General features: G+C 50.6%; 25 protein-coding genes and 1 tRNA gene. 19 read left to right on the top strand and 7 right to left on the bottom strand.

Annotated elements, in window-relative coordinates; translation table 11 throughout:
* Positions 1-28: 28 nt before the first annotated feature.
* From recA to GN111_RS06160, 4 genes are all read right to left on the bottom strand, one after another.
* Positions 29-1,072, bottom strand: a complete 1,044-nt coding sequence (gene recA, locus GN111_RS06145) for a recombinase RecA (RefSeq protein ID WP_155302914.1) — start codon at positions 1,070-1,072, stop codon at positions 29-31.
* A gap of 79 nt (positions 1,073-1,151) precedes the next feature.
* The gene (gene thpR, locus GN111_RS06150; protein WP_155302915.1) at positions 1,152-1,724 is read right to left on the bottom strand and encodes an RNA 2',3'-cyclic phosphodiesterase; all 573 of its coding nucleotides are present in this window, start codon (positions 1,722-1,724) and stop codon (positions 1,152-1,154) included.
* 37 nt (positions 1,725-1,761) lie between these two features.
* The gene (locus GN111_RS06155; protein WP_155302916.1) at positions 1,762-2,931 is read right to left on the bottom strand and encodes a homocysteine biosynthesis protein; all 1,170 of its coding nucleotides are present in this window, start codon (positions 2,929-2,931) and stop codon (positions 1,762-1,764) included.
* 17 nt (positions 2,932-2,948) lie between these two features.
* The gene (locus tag GN111_RS06160) at positions 2,949-4,319 is read right to left on the bottom strand and encodes a M23 family metallopeptidase (RefSeq protein WP_155302917.1); all 1,371 of its coding nucleotides are present in this window, start codon (positions 4,317-4,319) and stop codon (positions 2,949-2,951) included.
* 164 nt (positions 4,320-4,483) lie between these two features.
* On the opposite strand from GN111_RS06160, the gene kdsA reads away from it, so the two are divergent.
* The 14 genes from kdsA (at position 4,484) to GN111_RS06230 (ending at position 14,125) form a co-directional block, all read left to right on the top strand.
* Positions 4,484-5,272 carry a 3-deoxy-8-phosphooctulonate synthase gene (kdsA, locus tag GN111_RS06165; RefSeq protein WP_155302918.1) on the top strand — a complete coding sequence of 263 codons (789 nt, stop codon included), beginning with the start codon at positions 4,484-4,486 and terminating at the stop codon, positions 5,270-5,272.
* Between the two features lie 9 nt (positions 5,273-5,281).
* Positions 5,282-5,800, top strand: coding sequence for a KdsC family phosphatase (locus tag GN111_RS06170; protein ID WP_155302919.1), 519 nt, complete (start codon positions 5,282-5,284; stop codon positions 5,798-5,800).
* Positions 5,797-6,366: an LPS export ABC transporter periplasmic protein LptC gene (gene lptC, locus GN111_RS06175; protein WP_155302920.1), complete on the top strand. Its 570-nt coding sequence runs from the start codon at positions 5,797-5,799 to the stop codon at positions 6,364-6,366. Before GN111_RS06170 ends, lptC begins: the two co-directional genes overlap by 4 nt.
* On the top strand, positions 6,347-6,916 hold the full coding sequence (gene lptA / locus GN111_RS06180; RefSeq protein ID WP_170302159.1) for a lipopolysaccharide transport periplasmic protein LptA: 570 nt from the start codon (positions 6,347-6,349) through the stop codon (positions 6,914-6,916). Before lptC ends, lptA begins: the two co-directional genes overlap by 20 nt.
* A 33-nt stretch (positions 6,917-6,949) precedes the next feature.
* Positions 6,950-7,672, top strand: a complete 723-nt coding sequence (gene lptB, locus GN111_RS06185; RefSeq protein WP_155302922.1) for an LPS export ABC transporter ATP-binding protein — start codon at positions 6,950-6,952, stop codon at positions 7,670-7,672.
* 1 nt (position 7,673) lies between these two features.
* The gene (rpoN, locus tag GN111_RS06190) at positions 7,674-9,104 is read left to right on the top strand and encodes an RNA polymerase factor sigma-54 (RefSeq protein WP_155302923.1); all 1,431 of its coding nucleotides are present in this window, start codon (positions 7,674-7,676) and stop codon (positions 9,102-9,104) included.
* Positions 9,105-9,226: 122 nt separating this feature from the next.
* Positions 9,227-9,751: a ribosome hibernation-promoting factor, HPF/YfiA family gene (gene hpf / locus GN111_RS06195; RefSeq protein ID WP_155302924.1), complete on the top strand. Its 525-nt coding sequence runs from the start codon at positions 9,227-9,229 to the stop codon at positions 9,749-9,751.
* 79 nt (positions 9,752-9,830) lie between these two features.
* Positions 9,831-10,289 carry a PTS sugar transporter subunit IIA gene (locus tag GN111_RS06200; protein WP_155302925.1) on the top strand — a complete coding sequence of 153 codons (459 nt, stop codon included), beginning with the start codon at positions 9,831-9,833 and terminating at the stop codon, positions 10,287-10,289.
* A gap of 63 nt (positions 10,290-10,352) precedes the next feature.
* Positions 10,353-11,219: an RNase adapter RapZ gene (rapZ, locus tag GN111_RS06205; RefSeq protein WP_155302926.1), complete on the top strand. Its 867-nt coding sequence runs from the start codon at positions 10,353-10,355 to the stop codon at positions 11,217-11,219.
* Between the two features lie 54 nt (positions 11,220-11,273).
* Positions 11,274-11,687 carry a PTS sugar transporter subunit IIA gene (locus tag GN111_RS06210; RefSeq protein WP_155302927.1) on the top strand — a complete coding sequence of 138 codons (414 nt, stop codon included), beginning with the start codon at positions 11,274-11,276 and terminating at the stop codon, positions 11,685-11,687.
* Positions 11,688-11,884: 197 nt separating this feature from the next.
* Entirely contained in the window at positions 11,885-12,889 is a 1,005-nt protein-coding gene (gap, locus tag GN111_RS06215) for a type I glyceraldehyde-3-phosphate dehydrogenase (RefSeq protein WP_155302928.1), read from the top strand.
* A 16-nt stretch (positions 12,890-12,905) separates the two neighbouring features.
* Positions 12,906-13,670 carry a triose-phosphate isomerase gene (tpiA, locus tag GN111_RS06220; protein ID WP_155302929.1) on the top strand — a complete coding sequence of 255 codons (765 nt, stop codon included), beginning with the start codon at positions 12,906-12,908 and terminating at the stop codon, positions 13,668-13,670.
* 24 nt (positions 13,671-13,694) lie between these two features.
* A complete protein-coding gene (gene secG, locus GN111_RS06225) occupies positions 13,695-14,021 on the top strand; it encodes a preprotein translocase subunit SecG (protein ID WP_155302930.1) in 327 nt (108 codons plus the stop codon).
* A gap of 17 nt (positions 14,022-14,038) precedes the next feature.
* Positions 14,039-14,125, top strand: a tRNA-Leu gene (locus GN111_RS06230).
* A 129-nt stretch (positions 14,126-14,254) separates the two neighbouring features.
* On the opposite strand, the gene GN111_RS06235 is transcribed toward GN111_RS06230, so the two are convergent.
* Positions 14,255-14,905: a site-specific integrase gene (locus GN111_RS06235; protein WP_197740502.1), complete on the bottom strand. Its 651-nt coding sequence runs from the start codon at positions 14,903-14,905 to the stop codon at positions 14,255-14,257.
* A gap of 102 nt (positions 14,906-15,007) precedes the next feature.
* Between GN111_RS06235 and GN111_RS06240 the strand changes: the two genes are divergently transcribed.
* Entirely contained in the window at positions 15,008-16,147 is a 1,140-nt protein-coding gene (locus GN111_RS06240; protein ID WP_170302160.1) for an AAA family ATPase, read from the top strand.
* A 296-nt stretch (positions 16,148-16,443) separates the two neighbouring features.
* On the opposite strand, the gene GN111_RS06245 is transcribed toward GN111_RS06240, so the two are convergent.
* Positions 16,444-17,655, bottom strand: coding sequence for a hypothetical protein (locus GN111_RS06245; RefSeq protein ID WP_155302933.1), 1,212 nt, complete (start codon positions 17,653-17,655; stop codon positions 16,444-16,446).
* Positions 17,656-18,170: 515 nt separating this feature from the next.
* Between GN111_RS06245 and GN111_RS06250 the strand changes: the two genes are divergently transcribed.
* The 3 genes from GN111_RS06250 to GN111_RS06260 all read left to right on the top strand — a co-directional run bounded on the left by GN111_RS06250 (position 18,171) and on the right by GN111_RS06260 (position 22,329).
* Entirely contained in the window at positions 18,171-18,599 is a 429-nt protein-coding gene (locus tag GN111_RS06250) for a hypothetical protein (protein WP_155302934.1), read from the top strand.
* A 256-nt stretch (positions 18,600-18,855) separates the two neighbouring features.
* On the top strand, positions 18,856-20,511 hold the full coding sequence (locus GN111_RS06255) for a hypothetical protein (RefSeq protein WP_155302935.1): 1,656 nt from the start codon (positions 18,856-18,858) through the stop codon (positions 20,509-20,511).
* Positions 20,512-20,697: 186 nt separating this feature from the next.
* A complete protein-coding gene (locus GN111_RS06260; protein ID WP_155302936.1) occupies positions 20,698-22,329 on the top strand; it encodes a tetratricopeptide repeat protein in 1,632 nt (543 codons plus the stop codon).
* Between the two features lie 61 nt (positions 22,330-22,390).
* On the opposite strand, the gene GN111_RS06265 is transcribed toward GN111_RS06260, so the two are convergent.
* The gene (locus GN111_RS06265) at positions 22,391-22,630 is read right to left on the bottom strand and encodes a hypothetical protein (protein WP_155302937.1); all 240 of its coding nucleotides are present in this window, start codon (positions 22,628-22,630) and stop codon (positions 22,391-22,393) included.
* Positions 22,631-22,653: 23 nt separating this feature from the next.
* On the opposite strand from GN111_RS06265, the gene GN111_RS06270 reads away from it, so the two are divergent.
* Positions 22,654-22,875, top strand: a complete 222-nt coding sequence (locus GN111_RS06270; RefSeq protein WP_155302938.1) for a hypothetical protein — start codon at positions 22,654-22,656, stop codon at positions 22,873-22,875.
* Positions 22,876-22,937 lie beyond the last annotated feature (62 nt).

The raw sequence follows: 22,937 nt of genomic DNA on the forward strand, positions 1-22,937 counted from the left end.
GCCAGCCTTTGACCCTGCTACCCCATGCTTATGGCTTGGCTGATTTTTCTTTTTTCTCTTCTTTCTTCTCTTCCGGCGGTAAAAGCCCAACCGCCTGACGAACCTTCACCGTCACCTTTTCGAAAAGATCGGGATTCTCGTAGAAAAACTTCTTTACGTTTTCACGTCCCTGACCGATCCGCTCGCCGTCGTAGGAGTACCAGCTTCCGCTTTTGTCGACGATGCCGTTATCCACCCCGACATCCAGAAGATCGCCGGCCCGGGAGATGCCTTCCCCGTACATGATGTCGAATTCCGCCTCCTTGAACGGCGGAGCCATCTTGTTCTTGACCACCTTGACCCGGGTGCGGTTGCCCACGACCTCCTGACCGTCCTTGATCGCGCCGATCCGCCGGATATCCAGACGCACCGAAGAATAGAATTTGAGCGCATTGCCGCCGGTGGTGGTCTCGGGATTGCCGAACATGACGCCGATCTTCATACGGATCTGGTTGATGAAAATCACCGATGTCATGGTCTTGCCGATTGTGGCGGTCAGTTTCCTCAAGGCCTGGGACATCAATCGGGCCTGGAGCCCCATATGGGCGTCGCCCATTTCACCCTCGATTTCGGCGCGCGGCACCAGGGCGGCGACGGAATCGATCACCATCACGTCGATCGCGCCGCTGCGCACCAGCATGTCCGCAATTTCAAGGGCCTGTTCACCGGTATCGGGCTGGGAGACCAGCAGTTCGTCGCAGTTCACCCCCAGCTTGCGGGCGTAGGTAATGTCCAGGGCGTGCTCGGCATCGATGAAAGCGGCGATGCCGCCCTGTTTCTGGGCCTGGGCCACGGCGTGAAGGGCCAGCGTGGTTTTTCCCGAAGACTCGGGACCGAATATTTCGATGACACGGCCGCGCGGCAACCCCCCGATACCCAGAGCGCGGTCCAGGGCGATGGCCCCCGTTGGGATCACCGGGATGTTTTCGATGGGGCGGGCGCCCAGTTTCATGATGGCGCCTTTGCCGAACTGGCGCTCGATCTGCCCCATGGCGGTATCGACCGCCTTGACTTTATCCATATTTGTGGTCATGCAATCCTCCCATGGTTGGTTGGCATTAATGCAAATTGTTGCTGCACGGTTCGGGCCGACAAAATGGTCACGTATTTGGTCAACCGGCAAGATAAGAGGCATGCAGCCGGGTATACTCGGCTCCACCGGGCTTAAGGACGCTGGCAAACAGGCATATCCGATCCACCCGGAATGCCTCGGACGCATGCTGCGCCCGGGATGCATCCAACAGACCGAACCGACCGCCATCCACCCGTTGCCGCGTCCGGGCAAGGGTTAGATGCGGATGAAACCGTCGGCGCTCTTTTTTATGGCCAAGGGTCTCAAGCTCGGATTCGATGCTGCGCTGGAGCGTTTCCAAACGCCGGGTGTCGCCATCCACACCCACCCACAGCACCCGGAAACTGCGAAGATTCGGAAAACCGCCCACGCCCCCGGCAATCAATTCAAAGGGTGCGTTGGCCCCGGCCGTTGCGTCCATTCGTTCGGCAACCGGATGGACACTCGCGGCATCGACATCGCCTAAAAATTTCAACGTCAGATGGATATTTTCAACGGGCACCCATCGGATGTTCAGCCCCGTTTGGCCGAGCTCGGTCTGTGTACTTTTTAAAAAACGGGTCACTGCATCCGGAATCGGAACGGCAATAAAAAGGCGCAGCTTATTTTTCATCGCGTTTTACCGGGTGCACTGAATCCGTGACGCATCTTCATACGGATGGGAGGGTGAACTGAGGTTCGCCCAACTCGAAGTTCCCCGCACGGATCCACTTTTTGAGCGTATCGGCGATCTGTCGCGCTTTGACCATGCTGGAAAGGGGCACCGTGGGAACGCTTTTCCCGTTGACACGAATTTCTCCGCTTTTCAGCTCGGCATAGCTCACCTGTCCCAGGTCGCTGGACCTGCCTTTGGGATAGTCATTGCCGTAGTCAACGATCTGGGTAAAGATGTCCGCGTCCGACACCGCCGTGAAGCGGGCCATCTCTTCGTCCAGGATCGGGATGGGAACGCCCAGACCGACGGCCAGCGAGCACCCGTACCCCTGAATGGAAACGCCCACCAGCCAGTCCGGATGCATCTGTTTCATGTCCCCCATCACCCACAACGTACCTGCCGGCGTCAACGGTGTTCCGTTTGGCGCCCGTTTAACGTCCGGGCGGTGCTGGGTGCCGTGCCAGGTGACATAGCCGATGCCGCCGCCCAGAAAAATGCGGGTTCCCAGCCCGATGGTGCGATAGTAAGGATCGTTGAACAGCGGGCTCAACTGGCCGGCGGAGCAGTAGTTGGCATTGCCCCCTTTTGGCTTTAAGGCCCCCATGTAGGTGTAGACGGTTTTTTTGGTGAGGTTGATGGCGCAGTTGTAATTCTGATATCCGTTTCTGGGATTGCACAAGGTCGCCTGGGGCAGTTTGTCCAGGGTTATCGTTTTTTCGTATTCACGGCTGGGGTAACAGTCGGTGCCATAGGCCGTGGCCTTCATATGCACTTTTCTGCCGGCCAACAGATCCTGAATGACGTGGCCGCCTCCGTAGTTGAATTCCCCCGGGTAGACCTTGTTCAACGGATCGTCTTCGCAGGGTTCGGTGGCGCCGAGGTAACAGTCCACCGCAGCGATGCCGCCGTAGGCCGGCACATTGTTGAACCAGATCTTGGACGCCTTGGTTCCTGGCGCCGAATGGCCGAAGTTGATAAACGCTCCCGACGAGCACATGGGCGCAAAGGTTCCCGTGGTCACCACGTCGACCTGCTGAGCAGCCCCTGCGGCCCCCTCCCGGTCGACGATATCGATCATCTCCTCGGCCGTAACCACGACCACATCGCCGGAGCGGATCTTTTCGTTGATCTGCCGAACCGTTTTCTTAACGCGCTTGCTTGCCATATCGCTGCCTGCTCCTGTCAGGGGATTGAGCCGTCGATCTTGTCGCTGACGTTGTTCTTGATCCAGTTTTTGTCCCACCATTCGACGGGATTGACATAGGTCTGGTGAATCAAGGTACCGTAATGCAGATGGTCCCCACCGGCCAGCCCGGTCATGCCCGTTTTCCCGATGATCTCTCCTTTTTCGACGATGCTGCCCTTAACCGCCTGGATCTGGCTCAGGTGCGCGTAAAGGGTGAAAAGTCCATAGCCATGGTCGAGAATCACGGTATTGCCGTAAATACCCTGATTGCCGGTGAACGCCACTTTTCCGCGATTGGCCGCGGGTACCGGGGCGTGTTTCGTCGAAGCCAGGTCGATCCCCATGTGCACCTGACGGTCGATCACCTTTCCGCCGTAAAAGTACGTTCGGTGATCGGCGAACCGGGCACGGTTGGCCGATCCGGGCAATCGCGAAAAGGCCCCCTCCCATAGAATTTTTTTCTCGGTTTCGGCCGTAACGCCGTAGAAAGCTTCGTTGTCCTGCCGGCGCAGTTCGCGGTTGACCTTAAGAAAGAGCTCCAGAGGATTTTCCTGGGAAGATTCCGGGAAATGTCCATCGAAATCTGGCATTTTGGCATTAAAAAAGCGGTCGGAGAGATTGATGGCGTCTTTTCGGAAAGACCGCGCATTGATGTGATAAACCATTTTGGCGACACCGGAGTTGCCGGCGTAATCCTTGGCGGTGGCGGCAATCTGCGTATCGCTGCCCTGCTGGTAATTCAAGGCAAAAAAGGCCACGTGGACCGCAGGATCGTCAGAAAGCCCCGCATACCCGGGAAAAAAGGAATCGCCGACCGTTATGCCGCTGACGGGACACGCTTCGGAAAGTCGGTAAACCGCAACGCCGCTGCCGCCCTGGGCCACATTGTGAGATCGGCTGAGCATCTCGATGGCCGGCGGTTGGGTGTCGATATGAATCTCTTTTTCCAGGTAAGCCTGGTTCCCCTTGCCCCATTTGCGCAGCGAGTAGTCCCAGACGACCGTCCGGATGACGCCCTTGCCGTCGGCCAGTCCCAGTGTTTTGGGCGAAACCGTCGCTTTTACCCGCACCGATTTTTCCTTGCCGCCGGCAAAAAAACCGGCCGAGGGAAAGGTGCGCTGCAGGATCTCGACCTCCCGGCCGTTCACCAAAAGCCCCATCCAGATTCTGCGGATACCGCTGCCGGCGTCTTCCACGGAAACGCCGATGGATTTTGAAGCACCAATAAATGGGGAATCGAGTTCGATCTCAACGGACGGTGGCTTTCCCTCCATTCGGATGATCGTCAGCCAGACGGCGGGAATGCTGATCAGCAGCACAACGATGACCACCAGAATCGGTTTGAATGAACTTGCTTTATTACTCAACGAAAAAATCCCTTCCGATACGGACTTCCGACCTGTTTTTAAAGCGACTACAATACCAGCTCGACCACGGGTAATCAAGGATCATTTTTTCGTTCCTTGACATTTTAACCGCCCGAGGATACATAGGAAAATATGAATTTAATTCCTCCGAAAGATGATTTTCAATGAAATCGGAAAGTCCCTTTTTCCTGATCAGCGGCCCCTGCGTCATTGAAGATGAGGCGGTCACACTACGTATCGCCGCGCGACTCAAGGAGCTGACGGACAGCCTTGGCATCCCCTTCACATTCAAGGCATCCTACGACAAGGCCAACCGCACCTCCATCGGCTCGTTCAGGGGGCCGGGCATCGCAAAAGGCCTTGAACTGCTTGCAAAGGTCAAAGCGGAGCTGGATGTTCCCATCATATCCGACGTCCACCGCATCAGCGATGTTGATGCGGCCGCCGAAGTTCTCGATGTGATCCAGATACCGGCGTTTCTCTGCCGCCAGACCGACCTTATCCTGGCGGTCGCCCGCACCGGAAAGCCGGTCAACATCAAAAAGGGTCAGTTTCTGGCCCCCTGGGACATCGTCAACATTGTCGAAAAGATACGATCGGTTTCCAGTGTGACGCCGATGATTACCGAGCGCGGCGTCATGTTCGGCTACAACAATCTGGTGGTCGATTTCAGGGGCATTGGCATCATGCAGCAGACGGGTTGCCCGGTGGTTTTCGACGCCACCCACAGCGTGCAGTTGCCCGGGGGCGCCGGCAACAGTTCGGGCGGTCAGCGGGAATTTGCCCCGGTACTCGCCCGGTCGGCTGTTGCGGCCGGTGCCGACGGTGTGTTTCTGGAGGTCCACGAAAACCCGGACGAAGCCCTTTGCGATGGGCCCAACTCCCTTTATCTGGACCAACTGCCCGCCCTTCTCACCCAACTCAAGGCCATTAAAGCTGCCCTGGCCGCCTGACATCTTCCCATGACCGACGACCGCCTCAAACAACTTTCGATGGTGCTGCTGGACGTGGACGGGGTGCTGACCACCGGCCAGGTGATCTACGACGATTCGGGCCGCGAGACCAAAGTGTTCAGCGTGCGTGACGGTCTGGGTATTCGTCTGCTCATGGAGGCGGGCATCCGGGTGGGCATCGTCACCGGACGAAGCTCCATGGCGCTGAAGCACCGCTGTGACAATCTGGGCATCGAGCTGCTGAAAGACGGCATTCGCGACAAAGCCGCCGCTCTGGCAAGCATCCTGAAAGAAACCGGCATTCCAGCGGAAAAAACGGCCTTCGTGGGCGACGATTTGCCGGATCTTCCCATCATGCGACGGGTGGGCGTGCCCATTGCCGTCGGAGACGCCCACGAGCAGGTCAAGCGACTCGCCGTATGGACAACCCTTGCCAAAGGCGGATGCGGTGCGATACGTGAAGTCAGCGAACGCATATTGAAAGCCAGGGGCGATTGGGAACCGCTGCTGAAGAAACTTTTCCCATGAACAAATCGAAACTGATACGCCGTCTTCTGCTGGCCACGTCCGCCTTGGCGCTGATCGCAACTATTGGCGTGTTCATCGGCTACCGCCACCTGACACGCCATCCCGAAGCGCTGGTGGAATTGATCGCCAAAGACGCCGACATGCAGCTGAGCAAAATTCACCAGACGGCGTCGAAAAACGGAGTTCGGGAGTGGCGCCTGGATGCAGAATCAGCCACGCTCATGGAAAAACAGCAGATCATGGTCCTGGCCAGGCCGGAGGTCGAGTTTTTCATGGAGGATGGGGACAATCTTCACCTGACCGCCGACCAGGGAACCATCCACACGGGATCCAGCCGGATGGAGGTTTCCGGTCGGGTGTCGGCCAGCACCAGCCGCTATCGCTTTCGCACCGAAACGCTCGACTACGACCCGAAAGCAAGAGAACTCCGGGCGAAAACGCCGGTGGCACTTTCCGGCGAGGCATTCACCCTGCAAGCCAACAGCATGGCCATGAATCTGGAAACGAACATTACCCGGTTCGAGGGCAATGTCGAAGGAACGATCCGTGAAGACCTGCAACTGTAAAACCGCTATGGGATGGCTGCTGTTGCTTCTGCTGGCCTGCCTTGGTCCGGGACTGATGACCCCCGGCCGCTGTATGGCCGCTGCGGACAGCCCGGCAGCGGAAACGACGAAAAAGGAAGCCAAACGGATCCGGATCACTTCCCAGCGCCTCATCTCGGATCAGTCTGGCAATGTCGCCGAGTTCATCGGCGATGTGCATGCCATCCAGGGCGACACCTCGATTCAGGCGGACAGCCTTAAAATTTTCTTTTCGAAAAAGTCCGACGGTGGCGAAGCCTCTGCGGCCCAGTCGCTGGACAAGCTGGTGGCCACCGGAAATGTGGAAATTAAATTCGACAATAGGCTTGCCGTTGCCCGGCAGGCAGTATATATAACAGCTGAGCGTGTTTTGACGCTGCATGGCCCCGGGGCCAGCGTAACCAGCGGAGAAAACACCATTACCGGCGAAACCATCACTTTTTACCGGGCAGATGGACGCTTTACCGTAGAGGGCGGGACCAACGGCCGCGTCAACGCCGTCATCCTCCCCAAGGAATCGGGGCTGGAGTAGCATGCGGATCGCCTGGCCCATGGGAAATAGCTGATGGCCACCCTGTCCGTGAGCAAACTCGTTAAGATCTACCGGGGCCGCAAAGTGGTGGATCAGGTCAGCCTGGGCGTGGACAGCGGGCAGGTAATCGGTCTTTTGGGCCCCAACGGCGCCGGTAAAACAACGACTTTTTACATGACCGTAGGCCTGGTCAAACCGGACAGCGGACGGATATTTCTCGACGATGTCGAAATCACGGAATATCCCATGCACATCCGGGCGCGAAAGGGCGTCGGATATCTTCCCCAGGAGGCATCCGTCTTTCGGAAACTGACCGTCAGGCAAAACATCCTGGCGATCCTGGAAACGCTGCCGCTTTCCCGCAGGCAACGGATCGAACGTACGGACAGCCTTTTGGCCGAACTGGGGATTGCCCATGTGGCGGATTCCAGAGCGGCGGTCCTTTCCGGCGGCGAACGAAGGCGGCTGGAAATCAGTCGGGCCCTGGCCACGGAGCCGGCTTTCATGCTGCTGGACGAACCGTTTGCCGGCATCGATCCACTGGCGGTGATCGACATCAAAAAAATCATCGCCCATTTGAAAAAGCGTAACATCGGCATTTTGATTTCGGACCACAATGTCAGAGAAACCCTGGAGGCATGCGATTCGGCATTCATCCTGAGCGACGGCAAGGTGATTGAAGCCGGCACCCCCGAGCAGATCGCGGCAAGCAAGATCGCTCGACGAATTTACCTAGGAGACGAATTCAAACTCTAAGATGGCTATCGAACTCAGACAACAACTCAAACTGACCCAGCAGCTGATCATGACGCCCCAGCTCCAGATGGCGATCAAGCTGTTGCAGCTATCCAGACTTGAACTCGTGGATACGATCCGGCAGGAGCTGGAAGAGAATCCCACCCTGGAAGAAGTTCAGGAAACACCTGAAAAAAACAAGGAGAACGAACCCGAGGAGGTTTCTGCCGCTTCCGAGGAGGCACGCGAAGTCACGATCGAAGAGAAGATCAATGACGAGATCGACTGGAGCAACTACATCGACGAGTACAACTCGCCGGGAAAAGTCAATTTCGAATCCGAGAACCGTGAAGCCCCCCAGTACGAAGCGTTTGTCTCGTCCAAGGAGTCTCTTAGCGACCATCTGTTGTGGCAGCTTCTGATGCTTTCGCCCACCGATATCGAAAAGCAGGTTGGCAGCCTGATCATCGGCAATCTCAATAAGGACGGATACCTGCAGCTTTCCGTCGAGGAACTTTGTGAACAGAGCGGAATTTCCATCGAAATGGTGGAGGACGTGCTCGAAACCATGCAGTCTTTCGATCCCGTGGGCGTCTGTGCCAGGGACCTGCGCGAGTGCCTTCTGCTCCAGGCGAATCTTCTCAACCTGGAAGACAGCCTCGTCACCGACATCATTTCCGACCACCTGAAAAATCTGGAAAACAAGAACTACAAGCTCATCTGCAAGGCCCTCAAGGTCAAGCTCAAGGATGTCATTGCCGCAGTCAATGTCATCAAGGCGCTGGAACCCAAACCCGGGCGCCAGTTCAACGAGGAAACCCCGCACTATATCATTCCGGATATCTACGTGTACAAAAGCGAAGGCGAGTTCGTCATCGTCCTCAACGACGACGGCATGCCCAAACTGCGGGTCAATCCCTTTTACAAAAGGGCCATCACCCGCAAAAACGAGGTCAGCACCAACGCCAAGGATTACATCCGGGAAAAGATGCGCTCCGCCGCCTGGCTGATCCGTAGCATTCATCAGCGTCAAAAAACCATTTACAAAGTCATGGAAAGCATCCTCAAATTCCAGCAGGACTTTTTCGAAAAAGGGGTGGTGCACTTAAAACCCATGGTTCTCAGGGACGTTGCCGAAGACATCGGCATGCACGAATCCACCATCAGTCGGGTGACGACCAACAAGTACGTCCATACGCCCCAGGGCATTTACGAACTCAAGTATTTTTTCAACAGCTCCATCAAGCGGGTGCATGGAGAGGATATCGCTTCGGCCAGCGTACAGGCCAAAATCAAAAAGCTCATCGAGGGGGAAAATCCCAAAAAACCTTACAGTGACAGTAAAATGGCCGAACTGCTGAAAACGGATAATATCAACATCGCCCGTCGTACAGTGGCCAAATACCGAGAAATGATGGGTATTTTGTCCTCCAGCAAAAGAAAGCAGTTTTAGGAGCGGTTGAATCAACCGGCCGGCTGGATGTCATTTTTCCTGTCCATCGACCGGAATCGAAGTTTCGTTTCAACCGGTCGATTTTCCATGAAGGGATTTACCATACAAGGAGGCCACCTCGCATGAACACTTCCGTAAGATTTAAAAACCTCGAATCCTCCGACGCCCTCAGATCCTACGTCAGCGAAAAACTGAACCGCCTCGATAAATATTTCAGCGGCCCGACCGAAGCCAACGTGGTTCTCTCCATCGAAAAATTCCGTCACAGTGCAGAAATCAACATTACCGGTGACCGACTGGCCATAAACGGCAAGGAAGAGACCGAGGAGATGTACGCGGCCATCGATATGGTGCTGGACAAACTCGAGGTCCAGATCAAAAAAAATAAGCAGAAAAGCCGGAAATTCCGATCCAAGGCAAAAGCAGGCTCAATGGCCCCCGAAACGGCCATCGACGAGGAAACGGAACCGCCTCGGGTAAGGGTCCAGCATATCGACTACAAGCCCATGGATGTTGACGAGGCGATCATGCAGATGGATCTGATCAACAACAGCTTCCTGGTTTTCACCAATGCCCGCACCGAAACGGTCAATGTGCTTTACCGGCAAAAAGACGGAAACTATGGGTTGATCCAGCCCAGGTCCTGACACCTCTATCGGAAATTGAACGTTTACATACGATTAGCGACACTGGATTTTACAGCTCTTCCGATCGGATAAACCAACAATGAAAATTCTGGATGTCCTCGACAAAGACGCGATCCTGATTGATCTGAAATCCAAGGATAAAATCGGCATTCTCAACGAACTGGTGGAGCCTGCCTCCCGGATTACGGGCATTGACCATAAACAGATGGTACAGGTGTTAATGGAGCGGGAACGCCTGGGCAGCACGGGTATCGGTGGCGGTATCGGCATTCCCCATGGAAAATTGAAAAACCTGGACAAACTGGTTCTGGGATTCGGTTTGAGCCGCGATGGGGTGGATTTCGAGTCCATGGACGGCCGCCCGACCCACATTTTCTTTCTGCTCATCACGCCGGAACACTCCACCGATCTGCATCTCAAACTCCTGGCCCGGGTGTCCCGACTGCTTAAGAAAGAGCCCTTGAAAGAGATGATGATGAAGGCAAAAAGTGCGGAAGAAATCGTTTCCATCATCAGTGAGGACGATGACGATTTCTAACTTGTGCCGATCCAGAAATGGCCAATTTGCCATCTCTTTCCTCATCAATTCGAAAATGGCGCCGTGAAACGTCCACCCATCGTCATTGTAACCGGAAGATCCGGTTCCGGAAAAAGCACCGCACTGGCCGCATTCGAAGATTCCGGTTTCTATTGCGTCGACAACATGCCCATTGCGCTGCTTCCGGTATTTCTGGAACAATCGCCGGGTCGTGCCGACGCATTCACCGGCCTGGCCTTCGGCATGGATCTCCGGGACAAAGACTTTATCCACCGCGTAGACCCCGTCCTGGACAAACTGAAAGATGGACCATTTGCATTTCGAATCCTGTTTCTCGAAGCCGACGAAAGGACGTTGCTCAAGCGCTACAGCCAGACCCGTCGCAAACACCCGCTGGCACGAAATAAAAGCCTGCATGAGGCCATTTCCGCGGAAAATCCCATTTTAGACCCCCTGCGCAGCAAAGCCGATCAAATCATTGACACCTCGGATCTCACCGTTCACGATCTGAAAGCGATCATCCGGACCATGGCTGCTGACGGCCAGGCGAAAATGTCGGTCCAGGTGATCTCCTTCGGGTTCAAACACGGCCTGCCGGCGGTGGCCGACCTGGTCATGGATGTCCGGTTTCTGAAAAATCCGTATTTCGTGGATTCGCTCAGGCCGCTGAGTGGTAAATCGGAAAAAATTCGTTCTTTTGTCTTGAATAATGATCAAACCTGTTTATTTTTACACAAATATTTTGAACTACTGGACATTTTGATTCCCCAATATGAAAATGAAGGAAAATCGTACCTCACCATTGCCATCGGTTGCACGGGCGGTCGTCACCGCAGTGTGGTCATTGCCGAGCAATTGCGTGAACATATCGCGTCATCGGGCCACAACGTATCGCTGACCCATCGCGATATAGACAAAGTTTTATCGTGACTCTTAATGAGACGCGGACCAACCCCCCAATGCAACGATGAAAGACAGGCTGATATGATTGGCGTTTTAGTGGTTACTCACTGCCGGCTCGGAGATGCACTGATCGAGGCGGCTGAATTTATACTGGGCCAGCGTCCCGAAGCCATGGAGGCGGTCTCCATCGACCTCAACGAAAACGCGGACAAACTTCGCAACAAAATCGTCGATGGCATCAAAAAGTTGAAAAGCGACGAAGGGGTTCTGATCCTTACGGACATGTTCGGCGGCACTCCGTCCAATCTGAGCTACTCCTTTCTGGAAGAAGGGCGCATTGAAGTGATCTCCGGAGTCAACCTGCCCATCCTGATCCGGGCTGCCAGCGCCCGTAAGACGCAAGCCCTGTCCGAACTGGCCGCTAATATCGAGGCTTTCGGTAAAAAAAGCATATCGCTGGCCAGTGGCATCCTGAAGGGCAACAAAAGGGCCTGAGCCTGCCATACCAGCAGCCGGATCGGTGATCCCCTTCTTGCATATACACGGTTATCGGTACCGGTCCGGGACGCCAACCGCTCCGCAGCGCAAGGTTTCGCAAAAGGCATGCGGAGCGGATCACCGGCCCTGCAAACGGTCATTTTCCTGCAAAACACCCGCAAGCGATTTCCGGGGTTAACCGCAAAGGAGGCAAAATGAGCATAAAAATCGGTATCAACGGCTTTGGCAGAATCGGACGCGTGGTATTTCGGGCCGCCCTGAACCATCCGGATCTGGAGGTGGTGGCCATCAACGATTTGACCGACGCGGCCACCATGGCCCATCTGCTGCAATACGATTCGGTTCACGCCCGCCTGGATATGGACATCCAGGCCAAGGACGGCGCCATCGAAGTGGATGGTAAATCGATCGCCTACACCGCCATCCGGGACCCCGAAAAACTGGCCTGGAAGGATTTCGGCGTGGACATCGCCTGCGAATGTACCGGTCTTTTCCGGGACCGCGAAAACGCGGCCAAGCACCTCACCGCCGGCGCCCGCAAGGTGATCATCTCCGCCCCGGCCAAAGAGCCGGACATTACCATCGTCATGGGGGTCAACGCCAACAAGTATAATCCCAAACAGCACAACGTCATTTCCAATGCGTCCTGCACCACGAACTGCCTGGCACCTGTGGCCAAGGTGCTATTGGAAAACTTCGGCATCAAAAACGGACTGATGACCACCATCCACTCCTATACGGGTGACCAGCGGCTGCTGGACTTTCCCCACAAGGATCTTCGCCGGGCCCGGGCCGCCGCGCTGTCCATGATCCCGACCACGACCGGGGCCGCCAAAGCCGTGGCCTTGGTGCTGCCCGAACTGGAGGGCAAACTCAACGGGCTGGCCATACGTGTGCCCACACCCAATGTTTCCATCGTCGATGTGGTGGTCAATGTGGAAAAAGACGGCGTCACCAAATCCGATGTCAATGCCGCCCTGAAAGAAGCGTCCGAAGGCTCCCTCAAAGGGATTCTGGGTTACAGCGAACTGCCCTTGGTATCGACCGATTACAATGGCTGCGCCCTCTCTTCGACCGTTGATGCACCGACCACCTATGTAGTGGAAAACATGGTTAAGGTGCTGTCCTGGTACGACAACGAGACTGGATACTCCAACCGTATGGTCGATCTGGCCGCCATGATCGGCAAGCAATTGTAACCAAGGAGCCCTTGCAATGAGCAGCCATCGAATCCCGCTGATCGCGGGCAATTGGAAAATGCACAAAACCGGTACCGAGGCAGTGGCAGCCGCCGGGCAGTTGAAGGACCTGGTCGACAAAGCCTCGGGCGTGGAGGTGATGATCGCCCCCACTTTCACCGCTCTTTATCAGGTGTCCCAGGTGCTTAAAGGCAGCAGTATCGCCCTGGCTGCACAAAACCTGCATTGGGAGCCCAAAGGAGCTTTCACCGGCGAGATATCGACGGAGATGCTGGTGGATGCCGGCTGCAGCCAGGTGATCATCGGCCACTCCGAACGCCGCCAGCTCTTCGGAGAAACCGACGAAACCGTCAATCGAAAAATTCAAGCGGCCGCTGCCGCAGGCCTGCTGCCCGTTTTCTGCATCGGCGAAACGGAAGCCCAGCGTGAGGCCGGCGAAACCTTTTCCGTACTTGACAAACAGGTCCGAGATGGTCTAAAAGGCTTTGTTTTTGATGGATCCACCAACTTGGTCGTTGCCTACGAACCGGTTTGGGCCATCGGCACCGGAAAAACTGCTACCCGGGAACAGGCGCAGGAGGCTCACGCGTACATTCGGTCCCTGCTGAAAACCCTCTTCGGAAAAACGGTGGCCGAGTCGGTTCGTATCCTTTACGGAGGGAGCGTGAAACCGGACAACGTGAAGGCCCTGATGGCCATGCCCGATGTTGACGGTGCCTTGGTGGGCGGCGCCAGCCTGGATCCGGAAACATTCAGCAAGCTGGTATTTTTTAACGATTGATCGGACCTTAAAAAACAAAAACTTATGTCAATACTATTGATTGTAATACATGTCGTCGTGTGCATTGCCCTGATTATGATCGTACTTCTTCAGACCGGCAAAGGTGCAGACATGGGGGCCGCTTTCGGCGGCGGATCGAGCCAGACATTGTTTGGCAGCACCGGGGCTTCGACCTTCTTGAGTAAGGCAACCACGGCAGCGGCCATCGTTTTCATGCTCACATCCCTGATTCTGGCCTACATGTCCGGCGGAAAGGTTACGAAATCGGTGGTCAGCGACGCACCGGTGCCCATCGAGCAGCCGGCCCAGCCGACTGACGGCTCAGCCGGCTCCGGAACGGCAGCGGATTAGCACAAAGACACAAAAATGCCGAGGTGGTGGAATTTGGTAGACACGCTATCTTGAGGGGGTAGTGGCCAACGGTCGTGCGGGTTCAAATCCCGCCCTCGGCACCATAGATAAATCAAGGGTTTGCAGAGATTTTACTCTGCGAGCCCTTTTTATTTGGGTGTTTACGAGGATGCCGCTAACCAAAATACTATTTGGAAAGGATTTAGAGGGTGTTATCGTGAAAGCTATTTTCATCAAACGGCCTCTTGGGTAACCGTTTGGGTAACATTTTCCAAGTAGCCTTCAAGTTGGGTAACGGCCACCTTGGTATCTTCATCATCGATCCGGTTGTACCGATCGAACATTTCCCGGGTGCTGTGCCCAGTGATGGCCATAATCACAGATTCGGCAACGCCGGCCTTCCGCATGTTGGTGTTGAAGGTGTGCCGCAGATCGTGAAAAATAAATCCGCCTTCCTCGAACCGGCCGTACACAATGCCGGCCTCTTTGCAGGCCTTTCTCAAGGCGGTCCGGACACATGTGATCGGCTTTCCGCGAAACAGAAAAACATATGATTTGTGCAGCGCCCTGGGGATCGCCTTCAGTTCGTCATGCAGAGCGTCACAGATCGGAATCGTCCGGGCTTCCCCATCCTTGGTCATGTCGGCCGTCAACCGGATCGCCCTACCCTTCAGATCGACCCTGTCCCATGTGAGCCCCAGGATCTCCCCCCGCCTCATGCCGGTATAGTATCCGGTCGCAAGGATCGGCCGCAAATGTCTGGGCGCCTTGGCCAGCAGCGCCTTGAATTCATCTTTTGATAGAATTCGATCCCGTATATCAGAACCGGGCTTCAAGGTTTTTTTACAGCGAGTGAAAACCTTGAGCACGTCCCCACCAACCATATCATTCTCAAAAGCCTTGATGATCATGGTACGGGTTTTACCGATCTCATGGTCTACCGTCCCTGGTGCCTTCCCACGTCCAACGCAATTGAGGACGAACTCTTGGCCGACAAAGTTGATCTGCTGATCAGTGATTTATGCGACAAATGGCCGGATCCACCGACCGTGAAAAATGAACCTCCAACCGTTGATCAGCCTTCAAGCAAAACCCGTTTTCGATTCGTCCACATTGCAGACCTGCGGTTAAAGCCTCCTGAATTTCTGATCAAGCCATGGCTGGAAAAGGATACCCTGTCACTTTCATTCGGTGATCCTGGCTGCGGGAAATCGTTCTTTGCCATCGATATCGCTGCCTCTGTGGCCACAGGTTCAGACTTTCACGGCATGACGGTCAATCAGGGACCGGTGATCTACATAGCCGGGGAAGGCCAGAACGGCATCGGCCGGCGGTTTATGGCTTGGTCAATTGTTCATGGCGCCGATCTTAAAACGGCCCCGCTTTACCTTTCCACGGTCCCATTAGGCCTGTGCGATGCCGATCAGATGCAAGCTGCTATGGATGCAGTTGAAGAAATCGCCCAAATAGCCGGCCCTTCCCTGCTGATCGTCATTGATACCGTTGCTCGAAACTTCGGCCCGGGTGACGAAAACTCAACGGCTGACATGGGCCGGTTTATAGCGGCGGCCGATCAGATCAGATCCCTGTACCACTCGGCCGTTCATCTGGTTCATCACACAGGGCACGGTGACAAAAAACGTGCAAGGGGATCCATGGCCCTGAAAGGCGCCATCGATGCAGAATATCGCCTGGACAAGGATCAGGACGCAATCGTCCGGGTGAAGGCCACAAAGATGAAGGATGCCGGCCTGCCCGAGCCCATGGCTTTTGAAATCCGCGGTGTGGATCTCCCCCTGAAGGATGCGGACGGTGACACAGTAAATAGCGCTGTGCTGCATCGGGTGGAATACACTCAGCCGGCGGCAACAACGAGAAAGACAGGACATGCCCTGGGCATTAATCAGCGCAAAGCTCTGGAAATTCTGGAACGCCTCTATGTTGCCGAGAGAAAAAGCCTCATGAGGCAGGGTATCAGGCCAGAAACGGCCCGGGTGTCAATCGAGAGATGGGGATCAAAGTGCAAAGAGGCCGGCATGAACCGGCAGACGGTTCACAGGATCAAAGCATCTTTGGAGTCTGGTGGGTTGATTGAAATAGAAGATTCACATGTGATCCCCTTGTGACCGTCACGTCATCGTACCAGCGTCATCATTGTCATCATGTCTATAGACACATGATGACATGATGATGACGGTAGATCTGGTACAGGCGTCATCATTTGATGACGAATGATTACATGATGATGACGCTGGTTTATAGGAGCATTCATTGCAAGTTGAAATGGAGGCATTTAACCCTACGGTGTTTACACCATTTTGAAATGAATAAGATTACAGAGATTTATCGTTCTTTGACAATTTATTGTTGACTTGAAGGGTTGGTATTTCGAAACCAAATCTTATTTAGAATTAACCACCGATTACTTTTCTTTTGATAGAAACTTAAAATCATGAGCGATTTTAAAAATGCAATTTTCATTTCTAAACAATAAGCCTTGTGAACTAAAATTTTCGGATCCTGGATACCTTTTCACTCTTTCCTCCGAACTGAATGAGATTCCAGCAATATGAGACAGGTCATTTTTATCTAACAAATAATTAGACATTATTTGAAGCCCACTGTCACTAGCTAAATTTGTTAAGTCATCAATATCCTCTAAAAAGCATGAAATTAATCCCGGTTTATCAGGAGGTAATTGTTTAATTGCTGCGTCTTTAACTTTATCTTTAATTCCTAAAAGAACCTTATCCGATTTTTTGGATTTTAACGTTATCTCGATAGGATTTATTGGCATACCATTTTTTTCACCTGCATAAAAAGCTCCATGAGCTTCATGCGGCTTTCGTTCAAACAATTCTCGACAAAGTTCTTTTATGTTAACACCTTTATCATCAGATTCTTTTAGATTTAGGGTGGCATATCCAAGTTTAAATTCGAAAGCTCCATTGATTTGGTTGGCATAAATAAGTTCGATAATTTGACGAGATAAACTTTCTAGATGGTGGTCGCTGCTATGCAATCGGTCATTCAACTCAATATCTATTTTCCCCATGTATTTTAGTTTCTCGATTTCTGGAATCAATTTCTCTATTAGTCTATAAAAATCCTTTCTCCAGACTTTTCTAGATCCATCGACAGTGATTCTCTTACACTCAACATTAAAATCGAAATCTTGAGTATTAACTATAAAATCAGGGCAATTATTATCTTCGTACCAATCGATTCCATGGCCATTTAATAGATAATGCCACGCCATATCTAGTTCAAAAAGAAAGTCAGAAGCCCTATTATCATCAAGTAAATCTTTTTTAAATTTATTTCTAACTGAATCAGGCATCATTTTTTGTAATATTGAAATTTTCTTTCCATCTGCAGCAAGTACTTTTAATCCTAAATCCAAGTTCTTCTTTATAGATTTTCCTTTACTTTCCAATTCATAAAAACTAATTAGTGAGTTCCACCATGGGTGTCTATGCTTAAGATAATATCTTTTATAAATGGGCCCAGCGTAATTTAATGATTTTTTATATTTATTAAGACGCTTTTCTATCTCAAAGCTGCCAAAGAAGTTAATCAAACTAAGGATATATTTGCGTGCCTCTTTGTCATATATCGCATTCAATTTATTCATTTTATTGTTTTGATCGTCATTGTTTATTTGTTGGTTTAAGACGCAGTTAAACTATCGAATAATAATTATACTGATAAAAGGCATAAGTACCTATGAAGATTTCATATTGGATCATGATGTTAAAATCTTCGTACATCGTATTTTCCCTATGTGGGATTGATGATGAGTAGCTGTAAAGTCATTTTCAATTATGCTGAAAAACATGATTGTCTGTCAAGGGTGGCCACGCTCAAAACTACCGTGTGTTCGTATCTTGAAGAAAGGTCTGTAATCCAAATAAAAGCTTTGGTGCCGCGCCCAAACGGCACTTCACCTGCGTACGTGTATCATATTGGAGACACTCCATCCCTTTATGTCTCATTTTAATCTTGCTTGGTGAGACACTTTTTGCAATAACAGTTTCAGATCCTCGAAAGCGTCTTAAACACGCTATGCTGGTATGATAGTTGATCGATTTTTTGCCTATTATTTACAACAGGTTAAACCCTGTTGGGTAACATCGGGGTAACCGATCCATGAGTAACAACCAAACTCCAAGCAAATCGGATTCAGATCAGGAACAGCCGGTTTTCGTCCCTGATCTGTTCAAGGGTGCTGTGAATGGTGACGGTACGGTCAATATGCGTTCGACCTGGGGCCGGTCAATCCGGGCCGTGAAGGATGCTCTTAAGGATGATCAGTTCGAAGCTGCCCGGGCTATTCTTGAGGATCAGATTGCACAGACAATGACTCTTGAACGGGCAATCATGGAATTCATGTTGGGCAATCCCGCTGCCTTCTTTGTGGACGGCAAACTCAACGAGATGATCAGCAAGGATCTCATGAACTTTCAGGAGCAGACGAGAAAGGCGCTGTATTTACTATTGGATCTCGACCGCAAAAAGAAAATCACCCAACCGAAGGGCAGCGCCGGCCGGGATCTCAGCGCCATAAGTTTTGATTAACCGGTGAAATATTTCGGGCAGGCCGTGAGCCCCAACGGGCGCCGGGCGGCCAAGGGTGGGGGGTGCCCCCGCGCAAAATTTTCAAAATTAAAAATTTTGAATCCCGCTAAACCAAAGCCATTGCTTCAGAGGCGGCAATGATGAGCAGGAGAAATGTTGATGTGAAAAGTAAAAATTTCATGCGAGCCCTCTCCAGTATTTAATGGTGGCCTTTAGATAACCCCTCGGATAGTAAGTCAAAAACTTTAATAAATTTATGACTTTCAAAGAAAAGCTCAAAACCTGGCAAAGCGGCCTAACCGGCTTCAACGCTTGGCTCCAAGACATCGAACCGCGGATCCTCGGCCGCAACAACCGCTACCAACCATTCACCCACACACCAAAACAGAAAAAATTCATCAAGCAAGTGCTGGCCACCGACCGGGCCGGCCGGTTCAAGCACTCGATCAGCCTGAACATCGAACCTCGGCGCCATGGGAAGAGCACCGTTTTTGCCCTGATCGTGCTGTGGTTTTTCACCAGCCGGCAAAACTTCACAATTCAGCTGTTAGGATCTTCTGAGGACCACTGCCGGCGGGTGCAGTTCAACACTCTGAAAAAGATCATCAACGCCTCTCCCAAGCTCGCCCAGCTGATCCCCGAGCAAAACCAGTTTGCATACACCATCCAGTTTCCGGAACTGAGAAATGTGACCCAGTATTCCGCCAGCAACACGGCCACAGCCTTCGGTGATCGAATAAATCTCATGTGGTGTTCGGATCTACACGCCTTTGTCGACCTGGCGCCTTTCAATGCCCTACAGGCCTCTCTGCTGGACAGTGAGGATTCTCTTCTGTTCATCGACAGCAACGTTGACGATACGGACGGTCATGTGCACGGCCTGCAGAAAGAGGCTGTTTCGGATCCGGATATGCTTTGTCAGTTCACCAGCTATCGGGATTTTGAACACTACGCCAAGGCGGCGCCGGCCTGGATCGACCGGAAGAAGGCAGCACGCCTGCAGAAAACCACTTTCGAGCCCGATTTCAAACGTGACATCCTGGGGCAGCGGTCGGACGCTAAAAATGCCCTTTTCACTTCAGAAATCATCCAGCTGTGTAAGTCTCGGTACCACGCACCTGTGGATGACAGTGCCACGCTCACTCAGGGCCGGGCGTATAAGATCGGCGCCGGCCTGGATCGGGCCAAATCTCTCATTGCCGGCCCCAGGGGAGATTTCACGGTCTGGACTGTGATTCTGAAGGTTGCCACCCAGGGCGGTGAGCCGAAATTCTACATTCTGAACCAGCACCGGTTCTTGATCAACAGCACGAAGGCAATTAAGGCCGTCATTCTGGAAGATCACAAGCGGTACGGTCTGGATAATGTTATCCTCGAAAACTACGAGGTGTCGGACCTGCATTCCTGGATGCTGGAAAATAATATCAACTGTGAATTGATCAGCGCTCACGATACGAATCAGAATGCCAGCTTTCCGGAATTCTACCGGATCGCCAAAGAGGGCCGATTTCATTTCCCTGCAGAGTTGGCAACGCTCGAGTCTGAGCTTTCGACGTTCACCTATACCCACAGGAAAAACAACACTTACAGCTTCGGGCATTCGAGCACGAAATTTCACGATGATACGGTTTATTCAACAAACTGGGCTATTTTCTCCCTGCGGCGGGAAGTGCTGAATCTGTTCGAGATTGCCGATATCAACTGTTTTAACCGATCCAGGAATCGGCACCACTGCTTTTTGATGGGTGGGAATTTAGAACTGCACTGCAAGAAGGATTGCCCGGCATACGATCAGGTGGCTATTATGTGGCGGCAGTACCGATCATTTCAGGTTGAATCGGAGATCACGCTGCCTGATTTCTTTCATTCGTTTGTGAAGGTGAGCGGAGCGGTGTTTTATCAGTCAGCGTAGGCTCTTATACCTTCAGGAGCTAAAAACCCGCGCTATATAATTCTTTCCTTGTTCATTGAGAATTCATCAGATAATTCATTAAGAATTGTTGGAGAGAATTAGATTGACATTTTAGGCAGTATTGATAAGTTTAATAAGATAGTACCCTGCCTAACTATTACGTTCAAAGTGAAATTAATTGTTAAAATGAATACTTTTTTTTGGGCGATATATTTTTCTTTTTTTTTAGCCGCTGGTTTTTTTCTCATTAAAAAAAATACTTCTACAGTTCGCCTCATTGTTCTTTTGCTAATTTTTATGCCTTTCCTAATTGTTATTATAGATGATCAATATGAGAGAGACTTAATAAAGAAAACTAAACCAAATATCGCTTTCCACATTATGACAAATGAGGAAATTTTCGGCGACATGGTGATCGAGAATGACGCAGTTATTTCAAAGTATGACTATCCACTTCAAGAATACATATTTTCAATTGAAAATAAGAATTCAGATTCAGTAACTTTAAAAAATTTCTCAATCCAATTTAACTTTCAAAACACTATCCAGACACTAAATGGCAGATTCGTTTTGGAAAAAAGTGATGGTGCCCATTTCTATAGTGCTTTAATCGCAGAAAATGATGCAATAAGTGTATATAATGAAATCGATAACACTTTAAACGAATCATTCTCTTTCGATATTCGAAAATTAGTACAAGATAATGAATCAATCAAATTGAACATTGCAGATTTAATTTTAAAAAAATTACCAACCAATCGAATATTTTATGGAGAAATAGTAATAGATATGATTGATAAGCCTCCCCTAACAATTAATAATGAACTTATTGACCTGTGTTTAGTTAACTACTCTTATGAAATCGCTGGGAATGTATTTAAAGAGAGTATAGAAAACAAAATTCCACGACCTGCCATAGAACTTAAACTTGCTGTGCATCATTATAAAAATAGCAAGAAATTTTTTAAAGAAGGCAATTATAACGGCGCCTTATTCGAACTCAATAATGCAATATATTTAATGCCTAATTATGTAAGTGCTTATATATTGAGAGGGAGAACGTATTCAAAGCTTAGACATTACGATGATGCAGAATCTGATTTTAAAAAAGTTATAGAAATTAGAAACGATTCAATTTATGCTTTCTATTATAGTTCGATAAATTTTGCAGTCAAAGGAGACTTAGATAAGGCATATAATGATTATCTAAATGTTAAAGATATTAATCCTGAAATCGCAAAATCATTAGCTCATGAATTATTTATAATAGGATACGATTATGGCGATGAGCAAATGAGTATGGGGAATTTTTTAGATGCGATTTTAAGCTATGATTTTGCTTTCTCTTTTAAACCTGAGTTCAATAGTTCAAAAAGTAAAAGAGAATTTTGTTGGAATCAAATTGGAAACCTAAATAGCATAAAAGAAAAATTTGGCCAAAAATGTAAATTAGGTAGCAAGTATGCATGTAAGTATCAGAAATTTCTAGAAAAATTAGATGATATTCTTTATAGTGATGTCGGAACCTTCGCTTTCCCTCTATCTCTTGATAAATTCATGAACGAACATAGATATATTGAATATATTCCTCATATTTATTTAAAAAACTTTGAGATACATTGCTACAGAAACCAGGACATGGAATTAAAATTTCAGTTCCGTAATTACAATATACCATTGGTGACATTAAGTTTCTCTGACTTTGATTCTATTCGAAAACTGTCAAATCGTTCTAAGTTATATATCAGCATATCTTGGAAAGAACATACAATAGAATTAGGATTAAATAGTAAAGTCGTTGATAGATACCCACAGTAACAAACTTAGATTCGTTGATGCTGGTAATTAAAAATTGTTACAGAACGTCTGAACCAGGCTATCACCAAGGAAACCCGAAGGACGGACCAAGTCGGGTATCATCTTTTTTTCTCCCCATTTTTGGATTATTATTTGGCATATTGGTTTTAGGACAAATTAATTCTTGGATAACAATATTTCGACCTGTTGCCATATTTCGATTTGCTATATCAACGTTCATAGTTACCGGAACTAATAAGCCAATATATCCTAACCGAAATTTCTTATCAGGTAGTCTCAAATTAACATTTGACAGAGACATAATTGTATCATAAAGAATGTCTCATGTTATTCCAATCCCAAGTCCCGACCCTTTTTCAAAAGCTGAACATGCAGCTTGACCAGCAGGCCAACCAAGCCCGCAAAGCCGATACTGTTAAGCGTTTAGCGTTCTATGAAGATCAGCAGTTGGATTACGTTCTCGCCCGGCTTGCCGAGATTTTCAGCGAACCGGAAAAGCTGACTCCAGCTTTCTGCAATGTAGTTAGTGCTCATCCACAGGAATAACTACCTGTAATAAATAAGAAACGCGCATTTTGTAGTGGTTTTTCTCTTCTCTTTGTAGTATA

It is taken from the genome of Desulfosarcina widdelii (assembly GCF_009688965.1).
Taxonomy (GTDB): Bacteria; Desulfobacterota; Desulfobacteria; order Desulfobacterales; family Desulfosarcinaceae; genus Desulfosarcina; species Desulfosarcina widdelii.